This is a genomic window from Sphingobacterium paludis, assembly GCF_004364125.1.
In the GTDB taxonomy this organism is placed as follows: domain Bacteria; phylum Bacteroidota; class Bacteroidia; order Sphingobacteriales; family Sphingobacteriaceae; genus Sphingobacterium; species Sphingobacterium paludis.
Genome location: NZ_SNZV01000003.1, coordinates 484,392 through 497,990, shown reverse-complemented (window position 1 = coordinate 497,990; position 13,599 = coordinate 484,392). Strand labels below are relative to the sequence as shown.

Here is a 13,599-nt window from a genome sequence, read left to right as displayed (position 1 = left end):
GCTAGCGTTCATCCTGAGCCAGGATCAAACTCTCCATTGTAAAAATGAATTGTTCGACTCCCGACTATTTATCAATAAATAATCAGAATCGTTTTGTTGTATCTTACGTTCCGAACTGACAGGTTGATTTGTTTGTTATTGTATAACTTTCATCTTCCGACTACTCGTTACGCTACATGATCATATCTCTTAAAGAACTGTTATCGCCGCCGCGTCGCGCTTTGGCATCCTATATATCGTGGCATCGCTGCCCGAACTATCTTTTTTGTTTCCCTCCGTTTCGTTGGGACTGCAAAGGTAGAAGATTTTTCCGGATCCGCAAAATAAAGTTAAACTTTTTTTTCGCTGCCCTCAAGGGCAAAAACCGGCGGAAGACCCCTTATATACAGGCTTTCCCATCTCCTCGTGTTCGCTTTTCAATCGTCCCTCCCTTGCGGAGTGGTGCAAAGATAGAACTTTGGCACGATCCCTGCAAACAATACCCGCTTATTTCTTGCCAAAACCCCGCAAGACACTGGGGATCTGTGGGATATTTTTATCGGGCGCGCTGCAGAACGATCCTCGCTGTCGACTATTTAGGGCAACACCAGACCATAGCACAGCTACCATATCTGCTTTGGCAAGGACAAGTCCACGAAGAGCTGCTTTATTAAACCACTATCTACGGCGCATAATATATGTTTAAGCCGGCCAACGTGTTTATATTCCTTGCTCTTCCCCAAACCTTATTACTAGCGATACCATCGAGGCATTTCCTATGTCTTGGCACGCGCAGAGGATCCAGACGGAATAATGAACACAGCCAACCTGCGCTCAAAAATAATTTTAAAAAAATATTTGGAATATACGAAACACTTCGTACATTTGATCTACGAACAAATTCGTAGATAAATATGAAGCCGACAGACAGTGAAATGGAGATCTTGCAAATTCTTTGGACAGAGGGACAGTGCAGCGTCAGAAATGTGCATGAACGATTAGATAGAAAAGATGTGGGCTATACGACCACATTAAAATTAATGCAAATTATGCATGATAAAGGTATGGTGAGCCGGGACAGTTCCACGAAAACGCATGTATACAAAGCCTTGCTAAGTAAAGAACAAACGCAACATCAATTTCTTGACAAAATGATAGACGCCGTGTATAATGGATCAACGGCGCGCTTGGTGATGCAAGCATTAGGCACCCACCGAGCCAGCAAAGAAGAAATCGATATCATCAAAGCGTATTTAGATAACCTCGAAAACTCATAAGTCATGAATGGTCTATTTCAAAACATCACGCACGCCTTAGGCTGGAGCATTGTGCATTCGCTCTGGCAGGGCATATTGATCTACGGCATCTTATGCACGGTGTACATGGTACTGCCTAAGATGTCCTCCCGGAATAAGTATGCGCTGGCCGTTTCTTCCCAATTGTTGATTTTTTTAGCATTTGCAGCTACGCTCATCCATTACCTGGATTTCACTTTTCGAGCAACGACACCTGTGGCAGAACTTGGTGACAGCGTCGCTCTGTTTATCCAAAACGATGCAAATAGCTTTTTAAATAGATTAGAACCGCTTTTCCCATGGTTCAGCTCGATTTACGTCGTCGGCCTTTTTGTCCAATTGATTATTTTTACAAACAGCTTCGCTAAACTTCATTATCTAAAAACGCGCGGTCTAGATGAGGTGCCGGTTGTCTGGCAGGACACATTCGCTTCGCTGTGCGGAAAGCTGAAACTGCAACAGAGTATAAGGCTATATTTGTCGGAGAAGGTCGATGTACCGCTTACATTGGGACACCTTAAGCCGATTATCCTATTCCCCATCGCTTACGCCAACAATCTCGATCTTAAACAAGTTGAAAGCATTCTCATCCATGAGCTAGCGCATATCAAACGGCACGACTATCTTTTCAATCTGCTGAAGGTGTTTGTCGAAACGGCTATGTTCTTTAACCCTTTCGTTTGGTTATTATCCAAACATATCGAAACAGAGCGAGAGCATGCTTGCGACGATATCGTTGTCGAGTGGGTGCCTTCGCCTATCGCCTACGCACAAGCCCTTATGTCGGTCGAGTTGCTTCGCGGCACCGCATCGCCCAACTACACCATGGCTGCTACCGGAAATCATAAAAATCATTTATTGCACAGAATACAAAGAATCACCAAAATGGAAAAGAATTATATCAACGTAAAACAGCATCTATTCGCTTTATTACTGAGCGTGATCGCATTAGGAACCATCGCTTGGATAGCACCTCAAGAAAGCAAATCAAATCAGGATCCATCGCAGCTCCTAGTATCAAATCACCACACGAATAAAGGAGTGCTTTCCGAGCAGGAGGCGTTGTCGGCAGAAAGCGCGCGCGATACCGTGAAAGGCAGCTTGAAAACGAACGAGCAATCTGTAGACAGCAGCCGAACGAGGGTGTCGGATCCTGACGGCATGCATCACCCAGAAACAAAAGACTGGGACAAAAACACTACGGCTTTGCAAGATCGCCAGCCTTCACCGTTATCGAAAGAACAGATTGTGCTAATCGAAGCCAATGCAAAACGCATCGAAGATTACTACAATTCTACGGAATGGAAGAGTCACATCGCCAAAATCGAGGAAAACGCGAAGCGTGTAGAAGATTACTACAACAGCCCGGAATGGAAACAGCACATTGCTAAAATTGAGGAAAATGCGAAGCGTGTAGAAGATTACTACAAGAGTGCCGAATGGAAACAGCATATTGCTAAAATCGAAGAAAATGCGAAGCGCGTAGAAGATTACTACAAGAGCCCGGCATGGAAACAGCACATCGCTAAAATTGAAGAGCATACCAAGAAGATAGAAGCACAGTATAACTCACCAGAGTGGAAGGCTAAAATAGCGGAAGTCGTCAAAAATTCGAAGAAACTAGAAGACTACTACAACTCGCCAGAGTGGAAGGCCCAAATAGCAAAAATCGAAGAGACAGCCCAAAAGCACACGGCATATTACAACTCTCCTGAATGGAAAGAAAAAATTCAAAAAATTGAAGAAAATGCGAAAAAATTAACGGAATACTATAATTCCCCCGAGTGGAAAGAGCGCAATGAAAAACACCTAAAATTCGAGGAACCTGCCACACCAAAAGAATTGTCGAAATAACGATTACACATCGCAGATACCATGAAAGAGACGCTTGATGCGTCTTTTTTTGTTCGGCAAGGAATTTTACCTTTTAAACGTTCGGAATAGGCGATCCCAGATGGAGGTATAGAAACCAAAATTATGCCTTTCATCTATATGATGTTGATTATGAAATCTCGTGGTTCCTACATAGAGACGATCGGCCCATTTTGGGAAAAACTCTCGATTAAGATGACCGATCGTACCCCATACCAAATTGATAAATACATAAGCTGCAATAGCAGTAATCGAAAAATCGTAGCATATAAATACCGTAATCATCATGAGGCCAAAACCAAGGGTTTCGAAAGGATGCAAAACAAACAGGCTCAAATAATTTGTACTGCTATGTTCGTGATGCCTATAGTGTAACAGCGGATATAGGCCTGGGCTATGCGCTAAATAATGAAATACGAACATCAAAAAATCCATAACGAGGACAATGCCGATAATTTCCACGATTGAAACAGCTAGCGTTGCGGATTCATTGTATTCCAGCCAACCTATTTTCCAACAATATACGGCGATTAACATCACAACTGTATTCAAAACAACAGTCAATAGGCTGAGGTAAACGTCTGATGGGGTAACTGGGAACGCTTCGTCTTGTATTTTTTGTTTTGCGCATGTTTGATCGATAACGATGTACAGCCCTATCGAAAATAGATACAGCGCGATATTGGAAAGAAGACTGAAAAGAATCCATTCCAAAAGCGTAAACTCCTCCAAATGCGCGATTAAATTCACAACAATATTGCTTTACGGTAAAGTTATGCATTTCAAACGAAACGGTGATTAGCACTCGTCTTTCATTGAACTAGCGGTGGTCCTACTTTTTACCCCCAACCGCAAATATCTGCAACTAAAGACTGAAGGTATCCTGCACAAAGTTTTACCTTAGCATCAAATCTGGATTCTAAATGGATAGGTCCTCGCTATAAGCAATAGCAGCAAGATCGATCCACAAATCAAAAAAGCACTTCCACCGGGCATCCCACGAAAAATAACGGCACTTTAGCCTGGTAGCAACGTATCAGACCTCGATTTAAAGAGAGTGTTAAAGAATGTGAAATTTTATATGCATTGCTGAGTTGGCACACTATTTGGAACTATGCTAGTATTCATAATTTAGGTTAATAATTGGTTAGTTAGTAAAAAATCCTGAAGCTCCCCGCTTCAGGATTTTTTTGTTAACACCCCATTAGGGGGATATCCGCATATGGAAAACATGATCAATATATCTCCGCGCTGAATTCAGCATTTTGATTTTCTAAATGGTGCCAAAATCCGTATTGGTGCCTCCCAATATTCCTTTTGTCCAATGCTGAACATGTTGTTGTTCGTTATCGAACAGCTAAAATAACGCTCGAAAACATAATGGCCTCACGATCCATCACTTACGTTTTCTGGCAAAGCTGTTGCATCCTTCTTTACAGATGGCAAGCGATCCGTGTTGTGGTTAAGCACATCGGTAAAGATTTCACCGACCAAAGCTCTGCATTTACCGAGAAACAGCTGCAATCCATCTAAAAGGTATTCAGCAGCAGGCATCAGCACTGTACTTTTGAGGTATCAAATAGGAAATAATAACATAACATATTAAAAGACATTAAAAATAGCACTACCATGAAAAAGACATTAACAACCATCGCAGCAGCCATCATCATGATCAGCTCATTCTCTTCTTTCGCAGCGGAGAAAAACAATCCGTTAAAGAACGTTGAATCTGCAAAGGTTATAGGCACCTACCTGGAAGCAACCACCCTTGGCAGCATCGAGCTGAACAAGTTCCTTTTTGCGGATGATTTTCAGTACAGCAACAGTGCAAACGACGACACATTTAACAAGGGCGAATACACCGCCTTCTTAAAAGCGCACAAAGGCGTAAACTTTGACTGTAAGACTAGCTATGAGATCCTCGATCAGACTGGAAAAACTTGCATGGCCAAAGCGACCATGGTCTTTGAAAACTTCACACGTGTGGATTACATCACCTTAAATCAGGAACAAGATAGCTGGAAAGTAAGCAAGGTGGTAACAACCTACCCCTAATAGCATAAAGATTTTTGTTTCAATATCGCCATGTCGCGAGACATTGCATTGTTTAGTTTAGTTATAAAGTCTGCAGCCATGCAGACTTTTTATTATGCTCTTGACAGGACAAGAAAAGCACACAGATTGGCAGGAAAAGCATATGGACTAGGGTCGTATTTTTTGTGTTCATGGGTGTATTTGGATTATATGGAGACGCTCGATTACGGGCGATATGGAAAGCGACAGGCTTAGATCGATACAGCTCATCGCTGTATTTGCCTCAGCTCGAAATAAGTATTTTCATCGCAGTGTTCCAACTCGTAGAGCTGGCTTTTTTGAATGTGCTCCAAGTGGTCTTCGGCTTGTTTCCTTCATCTCCAAACATATTGCCGCCACTGGTTTCGCTCTTTTTTCCGATAGAAAAATTAATGCTCGTAGCGGAGCTTTCACCGGGTGCACGGTGAAACTCCTGATGGTCAAACCCGATCAGCTCAAAACGACCGTGTTGATAGCGAAAAGTATACAACGCGCTATTGTTATACCAAGATCCGCAGCTGAGCCAGTATTTACAATTCGCACTTGCTCCGAAGAGCCACAGCCCCAACAACAAACAGCGGGTTAAGCCATGTATAAATAAATACAAGTCATCACGTATCCTTTCTAAAGTATCCGATCATACGGATGGTTTGGACGGGGTTTAAGATAAACCATCTTATATCTAGACCATTACTTCCCCTGGTATGTACAACCTCTTTGACCCTACGGACGAATTCGCTTACATGCCCGGTGAATCGGCCTTTACATCGGCCAATATAGCGTTACTCCACGCCAAGTCTTCGTACCCTCTCCACAGATCCCCTTTAGGTCGGCCGGTGTTTCCGAGCCTATGGGTAATCTATCCGACTTAGTCATAGAAGTTCATCCGACAGTAAAATACTCTTTATTTTCCGTCAGATACTCTTCACTTTCCGTTAGCCATACCTGATTTACCGTCAGACGGACATCCACGTCTATCTCATCATGGGATAGCCTTTTTCACTTCCCTTTCTCGGCTTCCCCTTTCTTCTGACAAAATTCGGCACATCGACTTGACGGTATGGAAGTAATATTTTCGCAACGCCTGTAGACTTTTTTTGATAAAACGGTATATTTGCGTGCTTTTCATGGTGAAATCATCAAAACCCTACAGATTGATGACCTGCGCGTGCCGCAAGATGGAAAATAGATGTGATGCAAAATAACGATTACGGGATATTGTCGGACGAGGTTTTAATGGACTTGATACGCCACGATGACCAACAGGCCTTTGCAATGCTTTACCAGCGTTACAGTGGTGCCTTGTATGCGCACGCTTACAACTTTATCCATGATCGGGAAGAGTCCAAAGACGTATTGCAAAAGGTCTTCGCTAAAATTTGGGACATCAGAAACCAACTGCCACTGCATATTAATATTTCCGCCTATCTATACCAAACCGTTAAACATGTACTTATAAACCATATTGCGCGCAGTAAGGTTGCTGATCGCTATGTGGAGAGCCTCAGCAGTTTTGCTAATAGTTATGTTGCCGACACCGACCACAGCATTCGCGAAAAGCAACTGCAGCAGATCATTGCGCAGGAGATCGCGCAGTTGCCCCCAAAAATGCGGACAATTTTTGAATTGAGCCGGACGGCATACTTGACGCATCGACAGATTGCAGAAAAGCTCGGCATTAGCGAAAAGACGGTTAAGAACCAGATTAGCAATGCGCTGAAATTGTTGCGGGCAAAACTCCCTGAGCTGCTTTTTCTCTTAGCCTTCTTCCCGCCAAAAAATTAAGCTCAGTTTGCGAAAAGTCCTATTGTTAACAACATATTAAAAAATAATTATTTTTCTTCTAGGACCATCACTCCACTTAACTGTCTATCTATATAACGAACAATATGAAGAGCCACTTTAACATAGATTCCGAGATCCTGCAGCGCTATGCAAATGGAGACTGCTCACCCGAGGAGGAAGCCCTTATTGACGCTTGGTTCGTTGATTACAAATCCAAATTGCCGAAACTGGAATTGGACGAAGCGACTCTGGAAGCAGATTTGGCAGACGTATGGGGAAGGTTCGAGCTACAAGGCGATCATAAAATACAGAGACTGCCGTCTTGGAAAAAATGGCTCCCGATAGCAGCTTCGTTATTAATCGTTGGAACTGCAGCCTACTATTTTTCATTCAATCGGGTTGAACAAACTACAAACAAGGTAGTTTCAGAAGCCCAAGTGAGCAATAACATCCCAGAACCGACCCGCATAAAAGATTCAAAGGTTGATGTTCCTGCCGCAGAAAACGGTGCGGTATTGATTTTATCTTCCGGAGAGAAAGTATATCTGAACAATTTGGGGCAAGCAGAAAGCCGTAGCGATCATCAGGTTGACATCGATCTGAGCAGCAGCGAGCAGATCAGTTATAAAACCGGCGAAACAGCTAATCAGCAGGGGAGCACAGCGACCAATACCATCATTGTTCCGCCCGGGAGCGTATACAAGGTATTATTGGCAGACGGCACGAAAGTCTCCCTCAACGCGGATAGCAAGCTTACCTTTCCGATTGCTTTCCAAGGATCAAAAAGGGAGGTCTTCTTAGAAGGCGAAGCCTATTTTGAAGTCACTAAAAGAACGTCGCCAAGCTCCAGTGGTAGGGAACATCAAACATTTGTGGTACACGCCGGTTCGGCAGCGGTGAACGTACTAGGTACAAAATTCAATGTAAAAGCCTACCGCAACGACAAGAAACATAGCTTCACGCTAGAAGAAGGCTCGATCGCACTATCTGTTCCGACAAGCCCTGCTCCTCTACTGCTTAAACCGGGACAGCAGGCCTTGCAAGTGGGTAAGCAGCTAGATATTAAAGAGGTGGATATTGATAAGGAACTTGCTTGGAAATCTGGAGACTTTTATTTCGATGGAGAAACGATTCAGGAAATAATGAGCCAGATCAGCCGCTGGTATGCTATCGATATACACTACATGGGCCCTATGGGCGATCAACGGTACATCAGTAACATTTCGCGCCGCAAAAGCTTAAAAGAAGTTTTGGAGATCTTGGAAACAACAACCAATCTAAAATTCAGCATACAACAAAATGATAGGGAAAGGAGGCTGATGGTTATACCGTAAACACATTTTCACCTTATTAACGTGTTTTCGGAAAGAAACTAGGAGCGCAGCCACGCCCCTAGTTAAGGATTTTCGAACACAGCATCTTGGATCAAGATAATTATGAATTACATGAGCCCTACGGAAATCAGCAGGAAAGCTCATGTCCAAAAATCAGCAAACAAATGTACCATTATTTTTTAGCTAAAGAAAAGCTGAAGGATCGTTCAGTACCTCCGAACACCCACTTCTTTTCGAACTTACTAATCAGATTAATCATGCGATTTCAACTACTATGCATCGTATGGCTCGGGTTCTTCCTGCAGTCTGCTTCTGCTCTTCACGGACAGAACAGGATTGACCTCCACGTAGAAAATGCAAACCTTGAACAAATCTTGCAACAAGTGCGCAAGCAAAGCGGATACGATTATGTCATCCGTCCGGAACAACTAAAAAAATTCAGTCCACGTAGCCTAAACCTATCGGCAATCGAGCTGGAGACCATTTTACAACTCTGTTTTCAAGGACAACCATTAGGTTTCATCTTGAAAAATAACACCATCATTGTGACCGATGACCAGCAGGAGCGAACCCTGAGCGGAATCGTCACTGACAGCAAGCAACGTCCTCTTGCAGGTGCTACCGTGCGCATAAAAGGCACTAGCCTACAAACAAAATCAGATGGCAAAGGTGTATTCTCTCTAGAAGGTGTACCTCAAAAAGCTGTTTTGGAAATCCGTTATCTGGGCTATGAGGTACGTCAAATCGACCTGAGCGGCACCCCAGCAAGCGAGCTTGGCCCGATCTTTATCCTGAAGGAGCAAACGGCCGCCCTCGAAGAGGTTACCGTAATGGCCAATACCGGTTATCAAAAACTTGATCCTAGTAAAGCAACTGGATCTTTGGTGGTGATCGATGAGAAGAAAATTCAGGAGAGTCCTGCATTGAGCCTGATGCAACGATTGGAAGGGCAAGTATCCGGTTTACAATTCAACATGAAAGAAAACCGGTTAACAGTGCGCTCGCCAAACAACTTCTCGGCAGGTAGCACCAGCCAGCGAAGCTATAGCTCTCCGCTGATTGTGATCGATGGATTTCCGGCCATGCAACAACAACTCAGCAATAACCCAACAGGTGAAGGTCGCCTGTTTGCCACAAACCAAAGCCCCAGCATTTTAAACAACTTTAACCCAGATGACATCGCGAGCATCACGGTATTGAAAGATGCGGCTGCAGCCTCCATCTGGGGCTCCCGTGCAGCCAATGGCGTGATCGTGATCGAAACCAAATCAGGACGTGGTGGCCGTAACAGCATCAACTTCTCTTCCATCTTCGGTATTACGGCTCCGGCGGATCTAAACAGACTGCAGCGGATGAATGCTAGCGAATACATCGAATTTGAGCAAGAACTATTCGACAACAATTTCTATGCAGATCCTTCATCGGCTTGGCGCTATGCAAATGTGAGTGAAGCAATTACAACGATGTTTCGTGCGAAACGTAACGAAATTAGCCTGAGCGAACGCGACGCCATACTTGCCGAGATGGGCACACGCAACAACAGCGATCAAATACGCGATAACCTCTTGCAAACCGCTCAAACGCAACAGTACAACCTATCCTTTAACGGTGCTGTAAACGGTGCACAGTACTATGCTTCTGCTGTCTATAACAAAGACCGCCCAATCTATAGAAACAACGAATCCAATAACCTAGCTCTAACGTTCAACATTAACAACAGCTATTTTAATAACAAAGTTAAAGTAGGTTTGGGCCTTAATCATACTATCCAGAAAAGTACGGTAAACGATGGCGCTAAAACCGGACTTGGAACCAGCGCTCTCGGTCTTACGCCTTACGATATGCTACGCGATGAAGACGGCAATGCTATTGACCGCTATTACATTTTTACGCCCCAGGTAACACGCGAGCGCTTTGAGAGTCAAGGTTATCTCCCGTGGAGCTACAACCATATTGACGAGTTGCAATACAACGACGATCGTTACGATAACAACATGACACGTATAATCGGTAACATCCGCTATTCTCCATTGAGCTGGCTTAACGCCTCGCTTTCTGGTTCGTATCAACGTGGAACCTTGAACATGGAAAGTCTACGCGATAAAGAGGGGTATTTCATGCGCTCCCTGATCAATGAGGGAACCATCCTTCAAAATGGTCGATTCGTATACGGGATACCGCTGGGCGGACGGTTTATTACCTCCAATACCAAAACAGACGATTACTCCGTTCGCTTTCAATTGGATGCCAACAAAACATGGAATGAGATCCATCACCTAGATGTCTTTGCCGGAAGCGAAATCCGACAAAGCTACAACATGGGCTATCTTCAAACGCGACTAGGTTTTGACAAAGACACTTATCAGTCAACGGCAATAAACACGCTCGGCTACTACACGACTATCTATGGATCAAACAAAACTTATGGCATACAAGATAATCCGATCAACATCTCTCGTCAACGTTACATGAGCTACTACGCTAACGCAGGATATACCTTGATGAACAGGTACTACCTGACCGGAAGCGCGCGCTTTGACGATGCAACAATCATTGGTGTTGACCGTGCCAAACGTGCAAAGCCATTCTGGTCGACTGGTGTGCGTTGGGATCTGCACAAGGAAGCATTCCTCGAAAACGTCAGCTTGGTTAATACCTTGTCGATCCGATCTAGCATTGGAACAGGAGGTTCCGTTCCGGTTGGGGGTACATCGTTTACGATCTACAATTCTTCGATAAACGATTCGTATACGCAATTGCCGAACGGCTCGATCTCAAATCCTGCAAACCAGATGTTGGGTTGGGAAACAACGCGTACATTCAACCTAGGCATGGACCTTGGCTTGTTCAATAACCGACTCTCGGCAAATGTGGATTATTACAGTAAGCGTTCCTACGGCATTGTAGCAAATGTACCTTACAATGCAACTTACGGCTGGACAACCCTGCAATTTAACACGGGTAACATGAAAAGTAGTGGTGTGGATATACAGCTTGCCGGAGATATCGTTCGAAAAAGCGATTGGAACTGGAACAGCAGCGTTAACCTATCCTATACAACAAATGAAGTTACGGATAGCCGCTTTAAAAACCTCTCTAACACGCCAAGTGCAGCATCCCTACCTTTGGAAGGATACCCTATCGATCAGCTATTTGCCTACCGATGGGCGGGACTTGATGAAAAAGGTCGCTCGCAGGTGCAAGATCTACAGGGAAATGTGGTAGATGCTGACGGGTCGACCTTCTCTTTCACACCCGACGATCTGGTTTATATGGGACGCTCGACCGCTCCGTATTTCGGTGGCTGGACCAATGCCGTACGCTACAAAAACCTAACTTTTACCGCGCGGGTAACAATGAACTTCGGACATAAAGTCCGCGGCATTGATGTAAACTCCACCCAATATCCAAACAATACTGCCGGCTTTAGCGGTTTCTTAGGGAATAGCAAAAGGCTTACAAACCGCTGGCGTCAACCGGGTGACGAGGCCTTTACCGACATACCCGGTGTTATCAACACCAATTTCAACAGTATTGATCGCTACGCATTTTCAAACATCAACGTGTTTGATGCGAGCCACATCCGCCTCCAGCAGCTATCTCTTGACTACAGGTTCCCTGCATCGATGCTTCATGACTACCGGACGTTCAAGTCTTTGTCAATAGGTTTCGCAGCGACGAACTTAGGTCTTCTATGGAAGAAAACAGACCGCGATATCGATCCGGAATATATGTTCAATGGCGACTACAGCAGCATGCCGCCTGTGCCTACCTATATGTTCCGTTTAAGTGTTGGATTTTAATGTATTCGTATCATGAAAAAAACTTTTAAAACAATAAGTTTACTTGTCCTAGTACTCCTTACCGGTAGCTGCAGGGAATATGTAGAGATTGATCTGGTTGGTCAGCGTGAACTTAAATATACCGAAGATTACCAGAACATGCTCAATAACAGCCAACAGGTCGAGCAATCCTTTTACTATCCGGTCTTGGCTAGCGATGATATAGGTTCTACAGATGATGTTTACCTGAACCGTCTGTACACCGCCGATGCCAATGCATACACTTGGGGAGCAGATATTGCCGGAGATAATGCTGAAGATCAGGACTGGGCACGACTGTACAACCAGAATTACAAATTTAACCTGATCGCTTCGGAAGTATTGCAGAGTGAACGGGGTACTGAAGAGCAGAAGCGAAGCATCTTCTCACAAGCCAAAGTACACCGCGCGCTTAATTATTTTTATCTAGTTAACATTTACGCCAAACAATATGACGTCGCTACTGCAACGACAGACCTGGGTGTTCCCTTGTTGACGAGCCCAGATTTATTCGCTTCATTGCAGCGCGCTTCCGTACAAAAGGTATACGACCAGATCATTACGGATTTGAAGAGTGCAATCGCGGATCTACCTGTAAAGGCAAATTACAACATTCTGGCCTCGCAAAATGCGGCCAAGGGCATTTTAGCAAGGGTGTACCTGCAAATGGGAAACTACCAAGAGGCGGCACGCTATGCGGATGAGACACTAGCCAACCAAAGCGGACTCGTGAACCTCAACAATTACGTTGCGGCTCCAAATACTTATCCCTATGCGCTGAATGATCCCGAGGAGATTTTTATCAAGACCTTGGGCAATGCTTCGCCCGTACTATCCCTTAATCCCGAGTTGTTAGCGCTCTTTGAGCCGGGCGATCTTCGTGGAGAACTCTTCACGGCAGATGGATCAGCCTTTGGCACTTGGTCGGCCTTTGCTGGTAAAGGCTACTGGAAACACCGCATCATGTCATTGAATCAAAAAGTTACCAACGGCCCTAACGTGCCGGAGATGATGCTGATCAAAGCGGAAGCTTTGGTACGTGGCGGCAGCTATGCCCAAGCCCTGCCCATCCTGGATCAACTACGGAAACAGCGCTTTCGTCCACAGAATTTTAAAAGTTTAACTGCAACAAGCCAACAGGCCGCTTTACAGCTGGTCATCAACGAACGTCGGAAAGAGCTTATGGCAAAAGGTTTACGTTGGTTTGATCAAAAGCGTCTGGCGAAGGAAGGATTGGTTGCGACACAGACACGGGTATTAAAAGGAGAAACCTTTACACTTGAGCCCGGTAGTAATCGTTATGTTTTGCCTATTGCTAGCAAATACATCGTACTCAATCCAGAGATCGTGCAAAATCCAAGATAATATAGCAAAGAGTAGCTTTTGGAAGGGCAACCCGAATGATAGGGGTTGTTCTTCTGAAGGCTCATTGAACAGCGT

General features: G+C 44.5%; 10 protein-coding genes. 7 read left to right on the top strand and 3 right to left on the bottom strand.

Translation table 11 applies throughout. The features are described from left to right. Positions 1 to 893: 893 nt before the first annotated feature. Positions 894 to 1,256, top strand: coding sequence for a BlaI/MecI/CopY family transcriptional regulator (locus B0I21_RS08265; RefSeq protein WP_208292290.1), 363 nt, complete (start codon positions 894 to 896; stop codon positions 1,254 to 1,256). A gap of 3 nt (positions 1,257 to 1,259) precedes the next feature. Next, positions 1,260 to 3,128 (top strand): M56 family metallopeptidase, encoded by a 1,869-nt coding sequence (locus B0I21_RS08260; protein ID WP_133639988.1) that lies wholly within the window; start codon positions 1,260 to 1,262, stop codon positions 3,126 to 3,128. A 66-nt stretch (positions 3,129 to 3,194) separates the two neighbouring features. On the opposite strand, the gene B0I21_RS08255 is transcribed toward B0I21_RS08260, so the two are convergent. After that, positions 3,195 to 3,896 (bottom strand): sterol desaturase family protein, encoded by a 702-nt coding sequence (locus tag B0I21_RS08255; protein ID WP_243835980.1) that lies wholly within the window; start codon positions 3,894 to 3,896, stop codon positions 3,195 to 3,197. Between the two features lie 636 nt (positions 3,897 to 4,532). Continuing rightward, positions 4,533 to 4,700 (bottom strand): hypothetical protein, encoded by a 168-nt coding sequence (locus tag B0I21_RS20100; protein ID WP_166637811.1) that lies wholly within the window; start codon positions 4,698 to 4,700, stop codon positions 4,533 to 4,535. A gap of 75 nt (positions 4,701 to 4,775) precedes the next feature. Here B0I21_RS20100 and B0I21_RS08250 point away from each other — a divergent pair, with 75 nt between their 5' ends. Further along, positions 4,776 to 5,201, top strand: coding sequence for a nuclear transport factor 2 family protein (locus B0I21_RS08250; protein ID WP_133639986.1), 426 nt, complete (start codon positions 4,776 to 4,778; stop codon positions 5,199 to 5,201). Between the two features lie 262 nt (positions 5,202 to 5,463). Here B0I21_RS08250 and B0I21_RS08245 read toward each other — a convergent pair whose 3' ends face one another. Next, on the bottom strand, positions 5,464 to 5,826 hold the full coding sequence (locus tag B0I21_RS08245; protein ID WP_133639985.1) for a hypothetical protein: 363 nt from the start codon (positions 5,824 to 5,826) through the stop codon (positions 5,464 to 5,466). A gap of 587 nt (positions 5,827 to 6,413) precedes the next feature. Between B0I21_RS08245 and B0I21_RS08240 the strand changes: the two genes are divergently transcribed. The 4 genes from B0I21_RS08240 to B0I21_RS08225 all read left to right on the top strand — a co-directional run bounded on the left by B0I21_RS08240 (position 6,414) and on the right by B0I21_RS08225 (position 13,524). Continuing rightward, complete coding sequence (locus B0I21_RS08240; RefSeq protein WP_133639984.1) at positions 6,414 to 7,004, top strand: RNA polymerase sigma factor; 591 nt, start codon at positions 6,414 to 6,416, stop codon at positions 7,002 to 7,004. Between the two features lie 104 nt (positions 7,005 to 7,108). Continuing rightward, entirely contained in the window at positions 7,109 to 8,338 is a 1,230-nt protein-coding gene (locus tag B0I21_RS08235; RefSeq protein ID WP_133639983.1) for a FecR family protein, read from the top strand. Between the two features lie 257 nt (positions 8,339 to 8,595). After that, a complete protein-coding gene (locus B0I21_RS08230) occupies positions 8,596 to 12,141 on the top strand; it encodes a SusC/RagA family TonB-linked outer membrane protein (RefSeq protein ID WP_166637810.1) in 3,546 nt (1,181 codons plus the stop codon). Between the two features lie 12 nt (positions 12,142 to 12,153). Next, positions 12,154 to 13,524, top strand: coding sequence for a RagB/SusD family nutrient uptake outer membrane protein (locus tag B0I21_RS08225; protein ID WP_133639981.1), 1,371 nt, complete (start codon positions 12,154 to 12,156; stop codon positions 13,522 to 13,524). The last annotated feature ends 75 nt before the right edge of the window (positions 13,525 to 13,599 follow it).